General features: G+C 73.3%; 21 protein-coding genes. 11 read left to right on the forward strand and 10 right to left on the reverse strand.

The features are described from left to right. Positions 1 to 116 precede the first annotated feature (116 nt). The 3 genes from ABD143_RS05490 to ABD143_RS05500 form a co-directional block, all read right to left on the reverse strand. Entirely contained in the window at positions 117 to 1,904 is a 1,788-nt protein-coding gene (locus ABD143_RS05490) for a gamma-glutamyltransferase family protein (protein ID WP_343972107.1), read from the reverse strand. A 75-nt stretch (positions 1,905 to 1,979) separates the two neighbouring features. Beyond that, positions 1,980 to 3,284, reverse strand: a complete 1,305-nt coding sequence (locus tag ABD143_RS05495) for a UDP-glucose dehydrogenase family protein (protein ID WP_343973356.1) — start codon at positions 3,282 to 3,284, stop codon at positions 1,980 to 1,982. 112 nt (positions 3,285 to 3,396) lie between these two features. After that, entirely contained in the window at positions 3,397 to 5,103 is a 1,707-nt protein-coding gene (locus ABD143_RS05500) for a TM0106 family RecB-like putative nuclease (RefSeq protein WP_343972110.1), read from the reverse strand. A 182-nt stretch (positions 5,104 to 5,285) separates the two neighbouring features. Here ABD143_RS05500 and ABD143_RS05505 point away from each other — a divergent pair, with 182 nt between their 5' ends. From ABD143_RS05505 to ABD143_RS05525, 5 genes are all read left to right on the forward strand, one after another. Next, positions 5,286 to 5,846 (forward strand): DUF6474 family protein, encoded by a 561-nt coding sequence (locus tag ABD143_RS05505; RefSeq protein ID WP_343972113.1) that lies wholly within the window; start codon positions 5,286 to 5,288, stop codon positions 5,844 to 5,846. Positions 5,847 to 6,093: 247 nt separating this feature from the next. Beyond that, a complete protein-coding gene (locus ABD143_RS05510; protein ID WP_343972116.1) occupies positions 6,094 to 6,621 on the forward strand; it encodes a hypothetical protein in 528 nt (175 codons plus the stop codon). A 37-nt stretch (positions 6,622 to 6,658) separates the two neighbouring features. Then, positions 6,659 to 7,390, forward strand: a complete 732-nt coding sequence (locus ABD143_RS05515) for a YcnI family copper-binding membrane protein (protein WP_343972120.1) — start codon at positions 6,659 to 6,661, stop codon at positions 7,388 to 7,390. Then, entirely contained in the window at positions 7,387 to 7,959 is a 573-nt protein-coding gene (locus ABD143_RS05520; protein WP_343972123.1) for a copper resistance CopC family protein, read from the forward strand. Before ABD143_RS05515 ends, ABD143_RS05520 begins: the two co-directional genes overlap by 4 nt. Before the next feature lie 16 nt (positions 7,960 to 7,975). Further along, a complete protein-coding gene (locus ABD143_RS05525) occupies positions 7,976 to 8,968 on the forward strand; it encodes a copper resistance D family protein (protein WP_343972126.1) in 993 nt (330 codons plus the stop codon). Positions 8,969 to 8,984: 16 nt separating this feature from the next. Here ABD143_RS05525 and ABD143_RS05530 read toward each other — a convergent pair whose 3' ends face one another. From ABD143_RS05530 to ABD143_RS05545, 4 genes are all read right to left on the reverse strand, one after another. Further along, positions 8,985 to 10,391 (reverse strand): dihydrolipoyl dehydrogenase family protein, encoded by a 1,407-nt coding sequence (locus tag ABD143_RS05530; protein WP_343972129.1) that lies wholly within the window; start codon positions 10,389 to 10,391, stop codon positions 8,985 to 8,987. Positions 10,392 to 10,672: 281 nt separating this feature from the next. Beyond that, the gene (locus ABD143_RS05535) at positions 10,673 to 10,891 is read right to left on the reverse strand and encodes a response regulator transcription factor (RefSeq protein WP_343973358.1); all 219 of its coding nucleotides are present in this window, start codon (positions 10,889 to 10,891) and stop codon (positions 10,673 to 10,675) included. Between the two features lie 15 nt (positions 10,892 to 10,906). Next, complete coding sequence (locus ABD143_RS05540; RefSeq protein ID WP_343972132.1) at positions 10,907 to 11,566, reverse strand: NAD(P)H-binding protein; 660 nt, start codon at positions 11,564 to 11,566, stop codon at positions 10,907 to 10,909. 57 nt (positions 11,567 to 11,623) lie between these two features. Next, positions 11,624 to 12,076 carry a DUF4442 domain-containing protein gene (locus tag ABD143_RS05545; RefSeq protein ID WP_343972134.1) on the reverse strand — a complete coding sequence of 151 codons (453 nt, stop codon included), beginning with the start codon at positions 12,074 to 12,076 and terminating at the stop codon, positions 11,624 to 11,626. Between the two features lie 222 nt (positions 12,077 to 12,298). On the opposite strand from ABD143_RS05545, the gene ABD143_RS05550 reads away from it, so the two are divergent. The 4 genes from ABD143_RS05550 to ABD143_RS05565 are packed head-to-tail and all read left to right on the forward strand — an operon-like array spanning position 12,299 to position 15,852. Next, positions 12,299 to 13,327, forward strand: coding sequence for an NAD(P)-dependent alcohol dehydrogenase (locus ABD143_RS05550; RefSeq protein ID WP_343972137.1), 1,029 nt, complete (start codon positions 12,299 to 12,301; stop codon positions 13,325 to 13,327). A 42-nt stretch (positions 13,328 to 13,369) separates the two neighbouring features. Continuing rightward, complete coding sequence (locus tag ABD143_RS05555) at positions 13,370 to 14,434, forward strand: amidohydrolase family protein (protein WP_343972140.1); 1,065 nt, start codon at positions 13,370 to 13,372, stop codon at positions 14,432 to 14,434. Beyond that, a complete protein-coding gene (locus tag ABD143_RS05560) occupies positions 14,434 to 15,129 on the forward strand; it encodes an iron-sulfur cluster assembly protein (protein ID WP_343972143.1) in 696 nt (231 codons plus the stop codon). Before ABD143_RS05555 ends, ABD143_RS05560 begins: the two co-directional genes overlap by 1 nt. A gap of 48 nt (positions 15,130 to 15,177) precedes the next feature. Further along, on the forward strand, positions 15,178 to 15,852 hold the full coding sequence (locus tag ABD143_RS05565) for a haloacid dehalogenase type II (protein WP_343972146.1): 675 nt from the start codon (positions 15,178 to 15,180) through the stop codon (positions 15,850 to 15,852). Here ABD143_RS05565 and ABD143_RS05570 read toward each other — a convergent pair. After that, complete coding sequence (locus tag ABD143_RS05570) at positions 15,821 to 16,561, reverse strand: class I SAM-dependent methyltransferase (protein WP_343972149.1); 741 nt, start codon at positions 16,559 to 16,561, stop codon at positions 15,821 to 15,823. The two genes, ABD143_RS05565 and ABD143_RS05570, sit on opposite strands and share 32 nt — an antisense overlap. A gap of 22 nt (positions 16,562 to 16,583) precedes the next feature. Then, the gene (locus ABD143_RS05575) at positions 16,584 to 17,702 is read right to left on the reverse strand and encodes a 5-methyltetrahydropteroyltriglutamate--homocysteine S-methyltransferase (RefSeq protein ID WP_343972151.1); all 1,119 of its coding nucleotides are present in this window, start codon (positions 17,700 to 17,702) and stop codon (positions 16,584 to 16,586) included. 113 nt (positions 17,703 to 17,815) lie between these two features. On the opposite strand from ABD143_RS05575, the gene ABD143_RS05580 reads away from it, so the two are divergent. Next, the gene (locus tag ABD143_RS05580) at positions 17,816 to 18,649 is read left to right on the forward strand and encodes an LLM class F420-dependent oxidoreductase (protein WP_343972154.1); all 834 of its coding nucleotides are present in this window, start codon (positions 17,816 to 17,818) and stop codon (positions 18,647 to 18,649) included. A 23-nt stretch (positions 18,650 to 18,672) separates the two neighbouring features. Here ABD143_RS05580 and ABD143_RS05585 read toward each other — a convergent pair whose 3' ends face one another. Beyond that, positions 18,673 to 19,464, reverse strand: coding sequence for an IclR family transcriptional regulator (locus tag ABD143_RS05585; RefSeq protein ID WP_343972157.1), 792 nt, complete (start codon positions 19,462 to 19,464; stop codon positions 18,673 to 18,675). 59 nt (positions 19,465 to 19,523) lie between these two features. Between ABD143_RS05585 and ABD143_RS05590 the strand changes: the two genes are divergently transcribed. Then, positions 19,524 to 19,766 carry a DUF2630 family protein gene (locus ABD143_RS05590; RefSeq protein ID WP_343972160.1) on the forward strand — a complete coding sequence of 81 codons (243 nt, stop codon included), beginning with the start codon at positions 19,524 to 19,526 and terminating at the stop codon, positions 19,764 to 19,766. Positions 19,767 to 19,774: the final 8 nt, after the last annotated feature.

A 19,774-nucleotide genomic window follows, 5' to 3' on the forward strand; every position in this document is an offset into this window, starting at 1 on the left:
CGTTATCGAGGACGGTGTGCGAACCCGACAGACCGCCGTCCTGAAGGGCTGAGCGCAGCATGGCGAGCGCGGGAACGCGTGCGCGTTCTCGAGTCACCGGGGCGGTCGCCGCGCTCTCAGAACGCGGCCGCGGCACCTGACCCGCTGCGCTGGTCCGCGGCGGCACGCAGCAGCTCACCCTCGCCCCGCCCCACCGCGCAGAGCCGTCCGAGCGCCCACGCCCCGCCGTCGGTGACCACGTGACCGCGGCGGCGCAGCTCCTCCAGCGTCTGCTCGCCGAGCCGGGACTCCACCACCAGCCCTGCGGGCTCCCAGCCCCGCGGGGCGAACGACGAGGGGAACGACGTGGTGTGCCACGTCGGGGAGTCGATGGCGGCCTGCAGGTCGAGCCCACCCACCGTGTGGGCGAGCCAGAAGCAGAGCTGCCATTGGTCCTGCTGGTCACCACCCGGCGTGCCGAACGCGAGCCGCGGCTCCCCGTCGCGCAGCGCCAGCGACGGGCTCAGCGTCGTGCGCGGACGCCTCCCCGGCACCAGCGATGACGCGAGCCCGTCCTCCAGCCAGAACATCTGCGCCCGCGTGCCCAGACAGAACCCGAGCGCCGGGATCGTCGGGGACGACTGCAACCAGCCGCCGGACGGCGTCGCGGAGACCATGTTGCCCGCGGCGTCCACGACGTCGACGTGCACGGTGTCGCCGCGGGTCTCGCCGGTCGGGCCGACCGTCGGCTCCCCCGTGCCGAGGCCGCTGACCCCGTCGCCGATCCCGGTTCCGGGCCGCAGCGCGTATGCCGGGAGCCGGGGATCCAGCCCGTCGGGGCTGCCGGGGCGCAGCTCGGCGGACGCGGTGTCGCCGATCAGGGCACGGCGCGCGGCGGCGTACTCCGAGGACAGGAGCGCCGCGAGCGGCACCGGCGCACTGTCGCCGTACCAGGCCTCGCGGTCGGCGAACGCGAGCTTCAACGCCTCGGCGGCGCGGTGCACGGTGTCGGCCGAGGCGACGCCGTCGGCGTAGCGCAGTTCGGAGTCGCGCAGCAACTGGAGGGCCTGCAGCAGCACCGGGCCCTGCGACCACGGGCCGCCCTTCGCGACGGTCCAGCCGTCGCCGACGTCCGCGGTGACCGCGTCCTCGTACGTGGCCGACCAGTTGGCGAGGTCGTCAGCGGTGAGCAGTCCGGTGTGGTCGCGGCCGGTCTCGTCGCGCACGGGGGTCTTGCTGAACCGATCGACCTCCTCGGCGACGAACCCGCGGTACCAAGCGTCGCGGGCGGCGTCGATCTGGCGCTCCCGGTCGCCGCCCGCCGCTGCACCGGCGTCCAGGAGGCGCCGCCAGGTGGCTGCCAGCACGGGAAGCCGGTGTACCGACGTCGGCACCCTGTTATCGGGGAGCCAGGTGGCGGCTGAGCTCGGCCAGTGCGCCCGGAAGTGTTCGGCGACGGTCTCGATCGTCGTCGGCACGCGCGGGACCAGCGGGAACCCGTTCGCTGCGTAGCCGATCGCCGGTTCGAGCACCTCGGCGAGCGACATGGTGCCGTGGTCGCGCAGGAGCGTGAGCCAGCCGTCCCACGAGCCGGGGACCGCCGGGGCGAGCAGGCCGGTGCCGGGGACGACCGTCAGTCCGAGTTCGTCGCGCAGCAGCGCGGTGGTTGCGGCGGCAGGTGCTGTGCCCTGGGCGCACAGAACGCGCGGTGTCGGGTCGCTCGCGGTGACGAATACCGCGGGCAGGTCACCGCCCGGCCCGCAGAGGTGCGGCTCGACGACCTGCAGCACGAAACCGGCGGCCACTGCGGCGTCGAACGCGTTGCCGCCGCGGGCGAGCACAGCCATCGCGGTTGCGGTGCCGAGGTAGTGGGTGCTGGATGCGGCGCCGTGCGCGCCCCGCTGCTCGTGCTTCGTCGGCGACATGCCCCGATCTTCGCTGGCGCGTCAATAAAACGGGGGCCGGGGCGGCGCGGATCACGCTCTCCGTCTTGTGGCGGCTCAGCGGCGACCGACGCCCACCCAGCTGATGCCGGCCCGGCGCAGGACGTCGGAGTCGAGAAGGTTGCGGGTGTCGACCACGACCCGGCTGGTCAGTGCCCCGGCCACGGCGGCCCAGTCCAGCGAGCGGAACTCCGGCCACTCGGTCAGCACCACGAGAGCGTCGGCGCCTTTGGCCACGAGCAGCGGCTCGTCGACCACCGTGACGGCATCGGTCATGCCGGGCACCGCGTGCGGGCAGCCGGGGTCGTACGCGGTCAGCTCCGCGCCCTCGCCCCGCAGCAGCCGGGCCACTGCGAGGGCCGGGGAGTCGCGCAGGTCGTCGGTGCCCGCCTTGAACGTGAGCCCGAGCAGGCCGAGCCTGCGCCCGGCGAGGCTCCCGCCGACGGCTGCCCTGATCTTGTCGAGCATCAGCCGCTGTTGCCGCTCGTTGGTCTCGATGCTCGCGCTCACCAGCGGGACGTCGATGCCGGCCGCGGCCGCCACCTGCACCAGCGCCTGCGTGTCCTTCGGCAGGCAGGACCCGCCCCAGCCGGGGCCGGGGCGCAGGAAGGCCTGCCCGATCCGCCTGTCGTGCCCCATGCCCTCGGTGACGTCCCCGACGTCGGCGCCGAGCACGTCGCACAGCTCCGCGAGGGCGTTGACGTAGGAGAGCTTCATCGCGAGGAAGCAGTTGGCCGCGTACTTGACCAGCTCGGCACTCGCCGCGTCGGTGAGCACCGTCGGCGCCCCCAGCTTGGAGTAGAGCGCCGCCACGCGCTCCGCGGCGTCCTGGGCGTCGCTGCCTACGACGATCCGGTCGGGGTGCAGGAAGTCCTGCACGGCGCTCCCCTCGCGGAGGAACTCCGGGTTGCTGACGACGGCCACATCCCGCCGGTTGAGCAGCCTGCGTGTGGCCTCCGCCGTGCCGACCGGCACCGTCGACTTGTTCACCACCACGCAGCCCGACGGCAGCAGGTGCCGCACCTCCTCCGCGACGGCCCGCACCGCAGCGAGGTCGGCGGCGCCACCCACACCCATCGGAGTGGGCACACAGAGGAACACGACCTCGACCGGATCCCCGTCGCCGCCGCCCACCGCCTCGCGGGCGCCGACAACGAACTCCAACCTGCCGGCCGCCCGGTTCTCCACCACCAGGTCGGCGAGCCCGGGTTCAAGGATGTCGACGACCCCCTCGCGCAGCCGCTCGACCTTGGCCGAGTCGATGTCGGCGCACACCACCCGGTGGCCGAGCGAGGCGAGACACGCCCCCGTGGTGAGACCCACGTAGCCGGAACCGATCACCGCGATGCGCCGAGCGAACATGCCGGTCACGGTCGCTCCACCCGGTGAAGGGTGGCTGGATCAGCGGCGGCTGCCGGATGAAACGCCGACGGCGGTTGCGCGCGGCTGGGAGCGTGCTCCTAACAGCGCCCTCCTAGAGCTCAGCTGCGAGCGGCACCTTTTCGATGTCGGGCGAGGTCATCCACTCCCGCAGGGCCCGGGTGGCCGCGACGTCGTCGGCGTTGTACTCCAGCAGCCGGGAGCGCTGGCGGGCATCAGGCGGCGAGCCGTCCATGCCGACGGCGTCGCGATACCAGCGCATGGAGTTCTCCCCGCCCGCCTCAGGGTCGTGCCACGCGAAGCCTGCGGCCGGGGCGATGCGCTTGAGGCCCTTGCCGCTCGCGCACAGGAACCAGTCGCTGACCACCGCGAACAGGTCGACCCAGCACTCGTCGGCGATGAACTCCTCCACCTCGCTCAGCGGCGGGATGCCGGGCAGCCCGGCGAACCGGTCGGCCGAGGCCAGCAGCCAGCGGTTCTCCGCCTGCTCGTTGTAGCAGTACGCGGCGAACGTGCGGCCGGTGGCGGCGGCGCGACGGCGCACGCCGCTCAGCCAGCCCCAGAACTCGGCGAACGACCGGGCCTCGTCGTCGGTGGGCACGGGATCCCAGGTGGCGAACGCCCGGTAGCCGTCGGGCTCGTCGCCCGGCAGCGCTCCTCCCGGGTGGCGCAGCAGCGCCCCCCACAGGTAGGCCCCCGCCTCGCCGAAGCTCTCCATGTCGACGTCCACCTCGACGTCCGCGCGCAGCACGGGCACGCTCGGCACCCGCCGCACGACGGCCAGCCCGCGCATCCGGGCCCTCGCCAGTGCGATGACGTCGGGGAACGGCACCCCCGGCTGCGGGATCGGCGGCTCGGCCGCGGGGTCGAGCGCGGCGAGCTGGGCAACCGTGCGAACACCGACCTCGCGCAGAGCCACAGCCATCTCTCCGCGCACGACGAGGCTGACGTCCTCGGCGCGTTCCAGCTCTACTTCACAGGTGGGCCACCACGGGCAGCGCTTGCACTCGGTGATGCGCAGCGGTTCGGCGAGCGCGGGGGCACCGCTGGCGGCGGCGGACGCCACCGCGATGCGGTCGGCGAACCGCACGTCGTACTCCGCCAGCGTGGAACGGCCGCCGGGCCAGTGGCCCGAGCGGAGGTCGTGCCACACGACGACGTCGGCGTCCATGCCGATGACTCCGCCGTGGTCGCCGTGCTGGAGCTCGGGAGCGGCGGCCCAGCCGGCGGCGTGCAGCATGCGGTTGAGGTGGGCGAGGCGCAGCAGGTCGCGCGGCTGCGACCGCACCTTACGGTCGGGATCGGGCCGGGCGCGGCGGGGCCACGGCTCCAGTACCGGGGTGGTGAAAGCACCGGCGCCGGGGTCGGTGATGCGGTGGCGCACGACGATGACCGGCAGGTAACCGCCACCGGGCAGGCGCACCAACAGCTCGGCACTGCCCCGGCGGCCGACGGCGCGATCGGTGGGAAGCGCGGCTCCCCAGATGAGCGGGGCACCGGCAGCCACGGCCGCCGTGGTGGCCGCGACACGATCAGACCCGGGCAGGTCGGCGGGGACGCTGTGCAACTCGGCACCGGTGGCCGCCCTGAGCTGCTCGCCGATGCGCTCCCGGTGGGCACCCGCGTCGGCCCAGCGCTGCTCGAGCGCCGGATCGGGCAGCGCGCGCGGGGCCGTGACCGCCGCCGGATCGTGGTCAAGGTGCACCCGGCGCCTACAGCGTGTGGTGACGGCGGCGTCGAGCAACAGCCCCGGCCCGCCGGTGGACTCCACCAGCGTCAGCCGGTTCTCGATCGCTGTCACGGTGCCGAGGGTAGTGACCGGTACCGACAGTCGTGGATGATCCCGGGATCCCGGCCGGGTGGTGCCGCCCCGCCAAGGTGACGGCCCACGTGTCGGCGGCACTCCCCGAGGCTGCGCCACTAAGCGCCACTAGGCTGACAACCAGCCCCGTCAGCAGGCGCGGGCTCGAGGAAGGGGAGCGGATGGGCCTCCGGCAACGCACGTCGACCACCGACGGCGCCACGGCTGCGGCGGAGGCCACGGACAAGCGGACGACGGGCCTCGCCCGGCTCGTCGGCGGACCGCTCACCGTGTCCCGGGCGAAGCGGCTGATCGGCGTGAGCAAGGCGGTTGCGCCCCTGCTGGCGCCCTACGCGCTGGCGGCCGCGGGTGTCGCCCGCGCCCGCTGGGACGCCCATCGGGCCGCCCGCCTCGGTGTGGAGCCGGGCCAGCTGGGGGCCTACGCCGGGCCGGGCGGGGCGCTGCACGCGCGGCTCTCCCGGATGGCGGAGGCGCTCGACGAGCTGGACAGCCGCTCGACCGCGGCCACCGCCCGCGAGTTCACCGCTGATACCCGTCCGCGCCTCGCCGACCTGGCCGTGGCCGTCCGCGCGGCAGAGCAGATGCCGGCCGGCCGCAGGCGCACGGCGTACCGGGCGATCGGCGGCGAGCTGGACCGGTTGGAGGAAGCGCTCCTGCGGCACCTGGGCATCGACACCGCAAGCCGCAGCCGCTGGGAGAGTCCTGGACAACTCCGCCCGTAGCGAGCGACGTCCAGGTGGGTGCATCGCAAGGCGGACGATCGGGCCGATACCGCTGTTGTATCGGCCCGATCGTCCAACGCCGCGAGGTGCCCGCCTGGGCGTCGCGCAGTAGGGCCGAGTTGTGCAGGGCGCTCCTCTAGACACGCGGGTAGCGGCAGTACGCCCCACCTAGGGGGGCGGGACCACCCGACTTACGGGAGGCGGGCACGGTGTTGCTTGCGAACTGCTGCAGCTACCGTTTTGCCCCGTGGACGGCGACCGGCGCGAAGGGCACCTGCGTGCCGCAGTGCTTGCCGCGCTGAGCGCGCTGGTCACGGCCGTCGGGCACACCGCGGGCGGCGGAAGCGTCCCTGATCTCGCGGTGCTGGTCGTGCTGCTGCCGCTACTTGCGGGTGTGTTCACCACGGTCGCCGGCCGATGCCGCGGCGCTGCCGGCACCATCGCCGTGCTCGGCACGGGGCAGTTCGCGCTCCACCACCTGATGGAGCTGCTGCACCCGACCCAGCACATGGCAGGCGCGGGGCTCGCGGGCTGGCAGATGTTCGCCATGCACGCCGCGGCCACCGTCGCGATCGCGATCGCGCTCGGCCACGCCGACCGTGCCGTAGCCGGGCTGACGGCAGCGCTGCGGCGAGTGGTGCGCCGCAGGCTCGCCCCGCTGCCCGTCCACCGGCCGCTGCCGGTGTGCGCGGTGCCCGACCCCGACATTCCCGCGCGGCTCGCCCGCGCCCTCGCCGTCGCCCACGTCCGGCGCGGCCCTCCGGTGGGGTGCTGATCAGCCCTTCCACCCACACCTCACCCGGAGACCACCCATGTCCTCGTCCGTTCGTCGGCGCGCGCTGCGCGCCGGAACCGTCGCCGCGGTCGCCGCGGCCGCCGCGCTGGTCGGCGCCGCACCCGCCCTCGCCCACGTCACCGCCCAGCCGGGCACCGCAGAACAGGGCAGCTACAGCGTCGTCTCGCTGCGCGTGCCCACCGAGTCCGACACAGCGGGCACCGTGAAGCTGCAGGTGACGCTGTCTACCGACCACCCGATCACATCGGTCCGCACCGCCCCGCAGGCAGGATGGACCGCCGCGATGACGAAAACCCCGCTGAACCCGCCGGTCGATGTCGACGGCCGTACTGTCACCGAGGCCATCAGCGCCGTCACCTGGACCGCGGACCCGGGTGTCCGGATCGGGCCGGGCGAGTTCGCGGACTTCCCGCTGTCGCTGGGCCCGCTCCCGACCGGCATCGATCGGCTCGTGCTGCCGACCGTGCAGACCTACGACGACGGCGAGGTCGTCGCGTGGGACCAGCAGCCCGCGGCTGACGGGTCGGAGCCCGAGCGGCCCGCCCCTGTCGTGACGCTGACCCCCGCGTCCGACGGCGAGCAGGCAGCACCGGTCGTGCTGGCTTCGGCCGGTAGCGCGCCCGGCAGCGGAACCGACACCACGGCCCGCTGGCTCGGCGGCGCCGGGCTGCTCGTCGGGGCGCTGGGTCTGGGCTTCGGCGCCGGTGCGGTGCTGCGCGGCCGCCGCGGGGCAGGTACGGGCTCATGACGACCCGCCTCCGGCGCGGTGTCGCCGTCGCGCTGCTCGCGGGTCTGGCGTTGCTGCTGGGCGCCGCACCCGCGTTCGCCCACGCGCGGCTGGAGAGCACCGACCCCGCCGATGGTGCGAGCCTCGCCACCGGGCCGGAGCGGGTCTCGCTGACCTTCTCCGACCCGATGTCGGCCGACTTCAACACGATCACGGTCGTCGGCCCGGACAACGCCCGCTACGAGACGGGGTCCATCACGGCCCAGAACAACACGGTGAGCATCGGCGTGGGGCCGCTCGGCCCGGCGGGCCGCTACGAGATCGGCTACCGCGTCGTGTCCGAGGACGGGCACCCCGTCACCGGCAGCGTCGCCTTCACCCTCACCGCCGCGGGACCCGGCGCGGCACCGGCGGCCGCGGCATCGGCTCCGGCCGCCGGGCCCGCGGCTCCCGAAGCGGCGTCGCCCGCCCCGGCCGCTGCCGCGTCGAACACCTCCGACAGCGGGGGCGCGCCCGTGTGGCCGTGGATCGTCGGCGCCGTCGTGCTGGTCGGCGGCGGGGTCGTTGCGGCGCTGAGGCTGGGTCGTTGACGGGCAGGGACAGCTGATGTCGACGCCGACCGCGCGCCCGCGCCCGGCCGACCGGTTCCGGCCGGTCGGCTGGGCCGGGCTCGCAGTCGGCGTCGCCTTCCTGGCGAGCGTGCTGTCGGGGGCGCTCGCCGGGTCGACGCTCCCGGTGCTCGTCGGCACGTCCGTCACACGCTCCGGGAGCGACGTCGCCGGAGTGGCGTGCACCGGGCTGATCCTGCTCCTCCTGATCCTCCCGACCCCGGCGAACGTGCCCGGCTCCGCCCTGCGCGACCTCGGGCGGATCCGGGCCATGGTCGACCGCGCGCTTGTCGTGCTGGCCGGGACGTGGCTCGTGCTCGTGCTGCTCGGCCTCTTCTTCCGGACCGCAGATGCGTTCGGCCGGCCGGTCACGCAGATCTCGGCAGGCGAGGTCGGGCGCTGGGTGGGTGAGCTGTCGGCCGGGCGTGGGATGGCACTCACGGCGGCCTGCGCCGCCGTAGTGCTCGGCTGCGCGGTCGTGCGGCTGCGCGACCCCGCACTCGTCCAGGCGCGCATCCCCCTGATCGCCGCGTTGCTGGGGCTGATCACCCCCGCCGTGACGGGCCACGCGGGCTCCGCCCCGGACCACCAGCTCGCCGTGATGACGATTGGCGTGCACGTCGGTGCCGCCGCGCTGTGGGTCGGCGGGCTCGCCGCGCTGCTGGTGCTGGTGGCGCGGCAGCGGCCGCTGCTCGACGTGGTGCTCCCCCGGTTCTCCCGGATCGCGGGGGTCTGCCTCGTCGCCCTCACCCTCACCGGCGCGCTCAATGCCGTGGTCCGGCTCGGGAGCTGGGACGCGCTCGTCAGCACCGGTTACGGGTGGCTCATCCTCGCGAAGACCGGATGCCTGGTGCTCCTCGCCTGGCTCGGCCGGCTGGCCAGGAGCCGGCTCGCCGCCGGCCGTACGCCGGTGCTGCGCTGGGCCGGGTTCGAGGTCACGCTGATGGCCGCGACCCTCGGCCTCGCGGCCGCCCTCGCCCAGGCCGCCTGACCCTGCTCACCCCGCCTCAGCCGGGCGTGCGATAGGCCTCCAGCAGCCGCAGCCACACCTCGCTGATCGTCGGGTACGCCGGCACGGCGTGCCAGAGCCGGTGCATCGGCACCTCACCGACGATCGCGACGGTGGCCGCGTGCAGCATCTCTGCCACGTCCTGGCCAACAAAAGTCATTCCGACGAGAACTCCACGGCCCTCGTCCACCACCATGCGCGCCGCGCCGTCGTAGCCGTCGGCCTGCAACGACGAGCCGCCCACAGCGATCGGCAGGTCGACGACCCTGACGTCGAGCCCGGCCGCGCGGGCCTGCGCCTCGGTCAGTCCGGCGGAGGCGACCTCGGGGTCGGTGAAGACGACCTGCGGCACGGCGCCGTGGTCCGCGGTGGTGACGTGCTCACCCCACGGCCGCGTGTCGAGCTCCTCGCCGATCGACCGCGCGCCGATCACCGTGCCGGTGATCCGTGCGGCGTACTTGCCCTGGTGGGTGAGCATCGCCCGGCCCGTCACGTCGCCCGCGGCGTAGAGCCACTGCCCGTCGACGCCCTGGACGAGTCCAGTGTCGTCGATCTCCAGCCGCTCGCCGGGCCGCAGCCCCACCGTTTCCAGGCCGACCGAGTCGGTGTTCGGGCGCCGCCCGGTCGCAACGAGCAACTCGTCGACGGCGATCCGCTCGTCCCCGACGCATATGACGACCGCGTCGCCTGCCGGCTCCACCCCGTCGAGGGCATGGCCCAGCCGCACGTCGACACCCCGGGCGCGCAGGGCGGCGGCCACCCGCTCCCCGGCGAACGGCTCGAACGGCGGCAGCACCCGCGGTCCCTGCTCCAGGAGCGTGACCTGCGCGCCGAGCCGCTGGAACGCCTGGGACAGCTCGCTGCCGACCACCCCGCCGCCGAGCACGCCCAGGCGCGCCGGGATCTCCTTCGCCGATGTCGCGTCGCGTGAGCTCCACGTGCGGACGGTGTCGAGCCCGGGAACCGGCGGCCGGACCGGGACGCTCCCCGTGCACACCACCACGGCGCGCCGGGCGGTGACCGTCAGCGGCCCGGCGGGGCCGTCGACCTCGACGGTCCGCTCGCCTGCGAGTCGGCCGACGCCGCGCACCACGTCGATGCCTGCGCTGCGCGCCCACTCCACCTGGCCCTCGTCGTTCCAGTTGGACGTGAACCGATCGCGGCGGGCGAGCACGGCCGCCGGGTCGAAGTCGGCGGTGGTGCCAGGCAGCCTTTGCACGGCAGCGACCGCGTGCCCGGTGCGCAGGAGGGCCTTCGACGGCATGCACGCCCAGTAGGAGCACTCGCCCCCGAGCAGCTCGGCCTCGACGATCATCGCCGACAGCCCGGAGCGCACGGCGTAGTCGGCGGCGTTCTCCCCGACCGCCCCGCCACCGATGACGACGACGTCGACCTCTCGGGCCATGACCCTCCCCGGTTCCCGCGCCGCCGTCCGACGGGCTCGGCTCGAACCTATCCCGCTCCGGGGCGAGCCGCCGGGACGCGGGAACAGGTAGCCCGCTACGCATGACGGCTCGGCGGGGACCGATGACGCTGCGGGCATGCCGATCGCTCGGTCCTACGTCACTCCCGGATTCGATCCGTCCGGCTTCGATCTGTCCGACCTCGACACGTCCGGTGGGGCCGAGGGGGTGTCACCGGGCGTCTCGAGGTCGGAAGCGGCGGGCTGAGGGGCGGCCGGCCGCGTCACCCTGCGAGCGGACGGGCGACGATCGCCGCGAGCTCCGACCGGCCGGCCGCCCCGAGCTTCGTGCATGCCCGGTCGACGTGGCCCTCGACGGTCCGGACCGAGATCCCGAGCCGCTCGGCGATCTCCCGGTCGGATAGCGCCGCCGCAGCGGGCGTGGCGACCTCCCGCTCCCGCTCGGTGATCGGCAGGAACAGCTCCTGGAACCGGCCGCTCAGCCTGGCCGAGAGGCGCTAAACGATCGCCGCGACGGCTTCGTGCACGTCCTGGTCGCCCTCGCGCAGCTCCAGCACCTTGCCTGCGGTCCCCGGCGCGTCGAGCAGCGCCGCCAGCACGGCAGCGGTGTCGTCGCGGGTGACGTCAGCGCGGGGAACGGGTGGCGGGGCGAGGAGCACCCGCCCGGTGCCGGGGTCGTCGGTGAGCCGGCCCGGCCGCAGGACCGTCCAGTCCAGGTCGTCACGGGAGGTGATCTCCTCCTCGGCGGCCTTCTTCGCCGCGACGTAGGCGGCCCAGACCTCGTCAGCGTCCGGCGCGAGCGGCTCGTCCACCCCCGTCGAGGAGATCAGGAGGTAGCGGCGCACCCCGGCAAGGCGCGCGGCATCGGCGAGGAGCACGGCAGCGGCCCGGTCGACCGTGTCCTTGCGGGACGTGCCGCTACCCGGGCCCGCCCCCGCTGAGAACACGACCGCGTCGGCTCCGGTCACGGCCGCGGCGAGCTCGCCGGCGGTGGCCGACTCGAGGTCGAGCACCACCGGCGTGGCACCGGCCCGTTCCAGGTCGGCGGTGTGGGCGGGGCTGCGCACAACCCCGGTGACCACGTCGCCCCGCCCCGCCAGCAACGCGACCAGGCGCAGCCCGATCTTTCCGTGTGCTCCTGCGATGACCACCTGCACGGGCGGGACGGTAGTCGCGACGGCCCTCACGTGCCCGGCGGTGACACGATGGGGTGCCTATCGGTTGGGGCGGAGCGTCCAGACGACGGTCATCCGGGTGGTCTCCCGGCCGCTCGCGTCGGTGATGGTGACGTCCACCGCGAACTCGGGGCGTTTCCCCTCATCGAGCTCGGCGAGCACGTCGGCGGCGGGGCGGTCGAGCACGGCCTCGGCGCTGAGCGGTCCGCGGGCGAACTTGAGGTAGTGGACCTCCGACCGCACGACCAGCGGCGTGGCGCGCTCCATCGTCGCGCCGAACGCGGCGAGGCTGAGCGCGCCGGACGCCGTCTCGCCGAGCCCGAAGATCATGGCGGCGTGCGGGCCACCGACGTGATTGTGCACCTCGGCGGCGTCGGGCAGGTGGGCCACCGCACGCTCCGGGGTGGTCTCCCCGAACTCAACGCCCGCCGACTTCACCCAAGGAACGCTCTGCTGCATCGCCGAGCCGACCCAGCCCGTGTCCGTCGTCACAGGACGGATGTTACTCGCTGGTAGCACTCCTCGTAAGAGGGGTGCCAGGCCCCGGCGAACCGGAGGAGTGAGCCCCGTCCGCGCTGGTCACGAGCCACTTACCTCATCCGGAGGGCCGGCTTGGTGTCCGTTTTATCGATCGGCGGAATCGGGGCGGTTGTGACCGCCAGCACCCCGGATTGGAATCGGAAGCCAGGGCAACGACCGCCAGGAGGTACGCCGGTGAAGGCCGTCCGGGTGCACGAGTACCACTCCGACCCGAAGATCGACGACATTCCGGAGCCGAAGCTCGCCGGCCCGCTCGACGTGATCGTCAAGATCGGTGGGGCCGGAGTCTGCCGCACCGACCTGCACATCCTCGAGGGGCAGTGGGCCGACGCGATGAACCCGGAGCTCCCCTACGTCATCGGCCACGAGAACGCGGGCTGGGTGCACGAGGTGGGCGAGGGCGTCACCAACGTCGCGGTCGGCGACACGGTGATCCTGCACCCGCAGCCGTCGTGCGGGCTGTGCCTGGCCTGCCGGGCCGGGCGCGACATGCAATGCGAGAACGCGTTCTTCCCCGGACTGTCCAACAACGACGGGGGCATGGCCGAGTACCTGCGCACGACGGCACGGGCGTGCGTCAAGCTCAACCCCGACACCAACCCGGCGGACGTGGCCGCGCTCGCGGACGCCGGGATCACCGCCTACCACGCCGTGCGCAAGGCCGTGCCCGACCTCTACCCGGGCACGACCGCCGTCGTCCAGGGTGCGGGCGGGCTCGGGCACATCGGGATCCAGGCGCTGGCCGCCCTCACCGCCACCCGCATCATCGTGGTCGACCGGAACCCGGAAGCGCTGGCGCTGGCCAAGCAGATCGGTGCCGACGAGACGGTGCTCGCCGACGGCAACCACGTCGACGCGGTGAAGGACCTGACCGGCGGGAACGGCGCGAACGTCGTGTTCGACTTCGTAGCCGAGCAGGGCGCCGAGAACGACGCCTGGCAAATGACCGCGCCCGCCGGATACCAGTACGTCATCGGTTACGGCGGCCAGTTCACCGCCCCGACACTCGATTTCGTGGCGGGGGAGAAGAACGTCATCGGCAACATCGTCGGGACGTACAACGATCTCGCCGAGCTCATGGTGCTGGCGCAGGCCGGAAAGGTCACGCTACACACGAAGCAGTACCCACTCGACGCGGCACTCGAAGCGATCCACGATCTCGACGCCGGTCGGGTCCGCGGTCGCGCGATCCTCGTCCCTTGATCTTTCTCCCAGGTAACCGCACCGACGCGAAGGGCCCACCACATGTATGAGAAGGACGGCGAGAAGTACTTCATCGTCGATTCCCACAGCCACTTCTGGGACGCGAGCCGGGAGAACTGGAAGCCGGGAGCCGAGCAGTACGCGAAGGGCTGGATCGACTGCTTCTACGGCTACCACCAGCTCGGCCCGCCCGAGACCCACTGGGACTACGAGCACTACCTCAAGGTCTCGCCGGAGGACTTCGAGCGGGACATGTTCATCGAGGGCCACGTCGACCACGCGATCTTCCAGTCGACGTACCTCAAGGAGTGGTACACGACCGGCTTCAACACCGCCGACCAGAACGCGCAGCTCCTGGAGCGGTGGGGCGACCGGCTGATCGTCAACGGGCGGTTCGACCCGCGTGAGGGCGACGAGGGCCTCAAGCAGCTCGAGGCGGACGTCGCGAAGTACCACCACAAAGGCGTGAAGCTCTACACCGCGGAGTGGTACGGCGACTCGCGCGGCTACAAGCTGACCGACCCGGAGGCGTACCGGTTCCTGCAGGCCGCGCAGGACCTCGGGATCAAGAACATCCACGTCCACAAGGGCCCCACGATCTGGCCCCTGGACAAGGATGCATTCGACGTGGCCGACGTCGACCACGCGGCCACCGACTTCCAGGACCTCAACTTCATCGTCGAGCACGTCGGGCTGCCGCGCATTGAGGACTTCTGCTTCATGGCGGTGCAGGAGCCCAACGTGTATGCGGGCCTCTCCGTGGTGATCGGCGGCCTGATGCACGCCCGGCCGAAGTTCTTCGCGAGGGTCATCGGCGAGCTGATGTTCTGGGTCGGCGAGGACAAGATGCTCTACGGCGGCGACTACAACATCTGGACGCCGAAGTGGCAGGTTGAGGGATTCGTCGACTGGCAGATGCCCGATGACGAGGCCTTCACCGACTACGCGAAGCTCACCACGGCCACCAAGAAGAAGATCCTCGGCCTGAACGCCGCGCGGCTCTACGACATCCCGGTGCCGCCGGAGTACCGGCTGCCGACGACAGCGGACGAGCCCATGCAGCCCGGCGAGGAGCTCGTGGAGGGCACCGCGGGGGCGCAGGCCTGATGGTCCTGCGCTCAGGGCTCGCAGGAGCCGTGTGGCGCGCGTTGGAGACGGTGCTCGACCCGGAGCTGGACGAGCCCATCACGGACCTCGACTTCGTTGAGTCGTGCACCGTCTCCGACACCGGTACCGCCACGGTGGTGCTGCGGCTGCCGACGTTCTTCTGCGCGCCGAACTTCTCCTTCCTCATGGTCGCCGACGCCTACGACGCCGTCGCGGCCGTGCCAGGGGTGGAGCGGGCCGACGTGACGCTCGCCGACCACCACGCCTCCGCCGAGATCAACGGCGGGGTGGCGGCGCAGGCCGGGTTCGTCGGGACCTTCTCCGGCGAGGCCACCGCCGAGCTGGACGAGCTGCGGGCGCAGTTCTTCCGCAAGGCGGCCCTGGCCGGGCAGGACCGGGTCGCGCGGCCGCTGGTCGACGCGGGTGCGGGGCCTGAGGAGCTGGCGGAGGCGACCCTCGGGTCGGTGCCCCCGTCGGCCGACCTGGACCGGCTCCGGGAGCGGCGGGCGGCCCTCGGGCTCCCGCACGGCGACGACGCACCGCTGCTGATCCACGCCGACGGCACCCGGCTCACGTCCGAGCAGGTGCCGCTGCACCTGCGGCGGGCGCGGCTGCAGCGGATCGGGATCGAGACGAACGGGGAGTACTGCAAGAGCCTGCTGAAGACGCGCTACCCGGAGACGGCGACGCGCTGAGTCGGGATCCCGGGATGACAGCGTTCGGGCCCGCCCTAGAGTCGCCCTGTGGATGTCCGTGCGCTTGTGTTCGACGTGTTCGGGACCGTGGTCGACTGGCGCTCCGGCGTCGCCCGCGAGGTCGGGCGGCTGCTCGGCGACGTCGTGGACGCCGAGTCGTTCGCCGACGCCTGGCGGGGGCGGTACGTGCCGTCCATGGACCGGGTGCGCCACGGCGAGCAGCCGTGGACGGACCTCGACGGGCTCCACCGGGCATCGCTCGACGAGCTGCTCGCCGAGCACGGGTTGCCGGACACTCCCGAGGACGTACGGGCCGAGCTCGTGCTCTCCTGGCGCCGGCTCGACCCGTGGCCGGACTCCGTGCCAGGGCTCACCCGGCTCAAGCGCCGGCACGTGATCGCCTCGCTGTCCAACGGCAACGTAGCGCTGCTGGTCGACATGGCCAAGTACGGCGGCCTGCCATGGGACACCGTGCTTTCGGCGGAGCTGTTCCGGCACTACAAGCCCGACCCGGAGGTGTACCTGGGCGCTGCGGAGCTGCTGTCGCTCGCGCCGGAGCAGCTCCTCATGGTGGCGGCGCACGTCGACGACCTGGTGGCCGCGCACAAGTGCGGCCTGCGCACCGCCTACGTGCACCGGCCCAGCGAACGCGGCCCGGCCGTTGCCGATGCCGACATCAACGTCAGCGCGCTCACGGACTTGGCCGACCGGCTGGGGGCCTGACCGCCAGCACCACCCGAAACAGGTTCTCGAGCCGGTAGCCGCCCTCGTCGGTGCGGTGCGCCGCGATCCGGTCGAGCACGGCCTTGCGCACCGCCCGCTCCCCCGCCCTGGACACCGCCATCCGCCCGACGCCGGAGGCGAGCAGCGGCGCGAGGAGGGCCTCGGCGTGGGGGTAGGCGAACGGGCACCGGACCTCGGCCGTCGCGGCGACGTCCAGCCCGGCGAGCCCGGCGAGTTTCTGCAGCCGGGCCGGGTCGGTCACCGGTGGCGGCCCGGAAGGCGCCCGGCGCGGTGGCAGCCATGCGGCGAGCGCCTCGCCGAACGCCCGGACGTCGCACTCGTGGTCCTGGCCCCACACCGTGACGACGATGGCCGGGCCGGCCTGCCCGGCCGCGCGGAGCACCACAACGGGGTTGGCGACGTGCTGGAGCAGCTGCACGGCCGCGACCACGTCGAACGGACCCGGCGGCGGGTCGTGCGCGTCGCCGACGCGGAAGAGCGCCTCGGGCACCGCGGCCGCCGCCGCCGCGACGGCGGCCCGGTCAACGTCCACCCCGGTGACGGCGGCCCCGCGGCCGGCCGCGGCCCGCGCGAAGTGCCCGGGTCCGCAGCCGAGATCGAGCAGCCGGGTGCCCGGGCCGACGCCCGCCAGGTCGAGCGCCTGCGCGTAAAGGGGCTCACCCCACCCGGCGGGACCGTCGTCGGACACGCCGGGCACGCTACGCGCCGGCTCAGCCCCAGACGTCCTGCGCGACCTGCACGACCAGCCGCAGCTTGGCGACCTGCTCCTCCATCGTGATCGCGTTGCCCTCCACCGTGGAGGAGAAGCCGCACTGCGGGGAGAGGGAGAGCTGGTCGAGCGGCACGTACTTCGAGGCCTCGTCGATGCGCCGCTTGAGGTCGTCGGGATCCTCGAGCTTTCCGGTCTTGGTGGTGATGAGCCCGAGCACCACCTGCTTGCCCGGCGGCACGAACCGCAGCGGCGCGAACCCGCCGGAGCGCTCGTCGTCGAACTCGCAGAAGAAGCCGTCGACGTCCAGCTCGCCGAAGAGCGCCTCGGCAACGAAGTCGTAGCCGCCCTCGGCGGCCCACGACGAGCGGAAGTTGCCACGGCACATGTGGGTGGTGATCCGCATGCCCTGGGGGCGGCCGGCGATCGCCGCGTTGATCTGCCGGATGTAGCGGATGTGCTGCGCGTCCGCGTCGTCACCCTTCGCGGCGAGCTCGGCCCGCTGGGCCGGGTCGTTGAGGTAGGCGAGGCTGGTGTCGTCGAGCTGCAGGTAGCGGCAGCCCAGCTCGCCGAGCGCGCGCACCTCGTCCGCGTAGGCGGCGGAGAGGTCCGACCAGAACTCCTCGACGTCGGGATACACGGAGCGGTCGATCGCCGCGGTGCCGCCGCGGTAGTGGACCATGCTCGGCGACGGGATCGTCAGCTTCGGCACGGCGGTGGTGGTCTGCTCCGCGAGGTACCGGAACGCGTCGGCGAAGATCGGCTCCCGGAGCGTCACCTTGTCGTTGATCGCCAGGCCGGCCGAGGTGAAGGCGCCCTCCCCCTCGGCGTTCACCATGCGCACGCGGATCTGCTCGTCGGTCTTGGTCACGCCGCCGAGCTGGTAGATGAAGTCCATGTGCCACGACGTGCGCCGGAACTCGCCGTCGGTGGCCGACTGGAGGCCGATCTCCTCCTGCATCGCCACCGCATCCGTGATCGCGGCGTCCTCGGCGGCGCGCAGGCCCTCCGCGTCCAGCGTGCCTGCCGCGAACTGCTCGCGCGCCGTGCGGAGGGCAGGCGGCCGCAACAGGCTTCCGACGTGGTCGGCCCGGAACGGCGGTTCGCTGCGTCGATGCATGCGCGGAAACCTATAGCCGTTGCCCGAAGCCAGCGGCCGCCCTTTCCACAAGATGGGAAGCGAGGTTTCCCGGCCGCATCGCGTGGAAGCCTGGCCGTGTGCAGCATGCCGTGGTGACCTTCCTCACCGACAACGGGATCGACGGGCGCGACCTGGCGAGAGCCGTCGAGGACCGCGGGCTCGACGGGTTGTTCCTGTGCGAACACACGCACATCCCGGTGCGCCGGGAGACGCCCTACCCGACCGGCGGGGACCTCCCCATGTACTACGCGCACACGCTCGACCCGTACGTCGCGCTCACGGCCATGGCCGTCGTCACCGAGCGGATCGCGCTGGGCACCGCCGTCTCGCTGGTGGCGCAGCACGACCCCATCGTGCTGGCGAAGACGGTCGCGAGCCTCGACCAGTACGCGGAGGGCCGGGTGGAGCTCGGCGTCGGGCCGGGCTGGAACAAGGAGGAGATGGCTGACCACGGCGTCGACCCGCGGCGGCGTACGGCCCGCATGATCGAGCACGTCGAGGCCATGCGCGAGATCTGGACGCAGGACGAAGCCGAGTTCCACGGCGAGTTCGTCAACTTCGACCCGATCTGGTCGTGGCCGAAGCCCGTGCGCGTTCCGCCGGTGCTGATCGGGGGCGAGGGCCCGACGGTGCTGGACCGGGTGCTGATGCATGGCGACGGCTGGATCCCCAGAGCCCAGGGTGGCGAGGCCGTTCCGGAGCTTGCCCGCCGCGTCGCGGAGCTGCGCAGCCGGGCGGCCGAGAGCGGGCGCGGGCACCTCGACGTGACCGTCTTCGGCGCCGAACCCGACCCGCAGATCCTCGCGGCCTACGCGCAGGCCGGGGTGGACCGGGCACTCTTCCTCCTCTTCCCTGACCTACCCGCCGGCGAGGCGCTGCGCGTACTGGACGGGTTCGCCGCCCTGCCCAGGCACAGCGGGAGCTGAGCCCTGCTCCTAGAGCTGGGGCCTCAGGGCGAGAGGCCCGCCCTGCGGTCGGCGTCCGGGGCCAGCGTTGCGGCCCGTGCGGCGGCGCGGCGCACGAGCCGCTCCAGCTCCCAGCGGCGGGCGACGAACTCGGCTCGCGACACCGACACCCCGAGCGCACCCGCCGTCTCGCCACCCGGGCCGGGCACGGGTGCAGCGACCCCCGCCACTCCTGCCTCGTACTCCTCCACCTCGACGGCCGCGCCGTCGGAGCGGACGCGCATGAGCTCCCGGTCGAGAGTGCGCCGGTCGGCGACGGTGAACGGGGCGAGCTGCGGCATCCCGGTGCGGCCGATCAGCTCGGCCAGCCGCCCGGGGCGCATGCCCGCGAGGACGACCTTTCCGCCTGCCGTGGCGTGGGCCGCGGTGGGTTCGCCGACCCGCATCTGCTCGGGGCGAGGGTGGTCGGTGCAGTCGTCGACGTGCGCCACGACGATGTCGACGTCGCGCGGCACGGCCAGGTAGGCGGCCGCTGCCGCTGAGGTGTGCACCTCGTGCAGCAGCGCCCGCACAGCCGCGGTCGGGCGGACCTGGTCGGTGAGGCTGCGATGCAGGTCGCCGACGCGGTAGCCGAGCCCGTAGCCGCGCACGTCGTGCAGCCGGACGAGGTAGCCCTCGTCGACGAGCGTGCCGAGCGCCCGGTACACCGACGGGAGCGGGACGCCGAGCCGGCGCGCGATCGCCTTCGCGGTGACGCCGTCGCCCGCGGCGGCCACCGCCTCGACCACCCGCAGCGCCCGGGTGACCGAGGTGCCCGTGGTGCGCCCCGGTGCCACGCATCCAGTGTCGGGTACAACGTCCGGGGAAGGCACCTCTCCGATCGGACGGATGAACCATGAACGACGACGAGCTGCACCGCCGCATCGACGAGCTCGTGACCGAGGAGCACAAGCTGGAACGCGCCCACGTGGGACAGGCGCTGTCGGAGGGCGAGCAGCAGCGGCTCGCAGACCTCGGCGTTCAGCTGGACCGCTACTGGGACCTGCTGCGCCAGCGCGACGCGCGCAGGCGCGCCGGCCTCGACCCGGACGACGCCGAGGAGCGATCGGCCGACGTGGTGGAGCGCTACCGCCAGTAGCGGAGCCG

The organism is Pseudonocardia aurantiaca, assembly GCF_039526725.1.
In the GTDB taxonomy this organism is placed as follows: Bacteria; Actinomycetota; Actinomycetes; order Mycobacteriales; family Pseudonocardiaceae; genus Pseudonocardia; species Pseudonocardia aurantiaca.

What these genes read in the sequence shown, in the direction of transcription:
- ABD143_RS05515 (WP_343972120.1), top strand. Translation starts at nt 6,659, where the DNA reads ATGTCCTCGTCCGTTCGTCGGCGCGCGCTGCGCGCCGGAACCGTCGCC.
- ABD143_RS05520 (WP_343972123.1), top strand. Translation starts at nt 7,387, where the DNA reads ATGACGACCCGCCTCCGGCGCGGTGTCGCCGTCGCGCTGCTCGCGGGT.
- ABD143_RS05490 (WP_343972107.1), bottom strand. Translation starts at nt 1,904, where the DNA reads ATGTCGCCGACGAAGCACGAGCAGCGGGGCGCGCACGGCGCCGCATCC.
- ABD143_RS05575 (WP_343972151.1), bottom strand. Translation starts at nt 17,702, where the DNA reads ATGCATCGACGCAGCGAACCGCCGTTCCGGGCCGACCACGTCGGAAGC.
- ABD143_RS05560 (WP_343972143.1), top strand. Translation starts at nt 14,434, where the DNA reads ATGGTCCTGCGCTCAGGGCTCGCAGGAGCCGTGTGGCGCGCGTTGGAG.
- ABD143_RS05530 (WP_343972129.1), bottom strand. Translation starts at nt 10,391, where the DNA reads ATGGCCCGAGAGGTCGACGTCGTCGTCATCGGTGGCGGGGCGGTCGGG.
- ABD143_RS05590 (WP_343972160.1), top strand. Translation starts at nt 19,524, where the DNA reads ATGAACGACGACGAGCTGCACCGCCGCATCGACGAGCTCGTGACCGAG.
- ABD143_RS05505 (WP_343972113.1), top strand. Translation starts at nt 5,286, where the DNA reads ATGGGCCTCCGGCAACGCACGTCGACCACCGACGGCGCCACGGCTGCG.
- ABD143_RS05495 (WP_343973356.1), bottom strand. Translation starts at nt 3,284, where the DNA reads ATGTTCGCTCGGCGCATCGCGGTGATCGGTTCCGGCTACGTGGGTCTC.
- ABD143_RS05525 (WP_343972126.1), top strand. Translation starts at nt 7,976, where the DNA reads ATGTCGACGCCGACCGCGCGCCCGCGCCCGGCCGACCGGTTCCGGCCG.
- ABD143_RS05555 (WP_343972140.1), top strand. Translation starts at nt 13,370, where the DNA reads ATGTATGAGAAGGACGGCGAGAAGTACTTCATCGTCGATTCCCACAGC.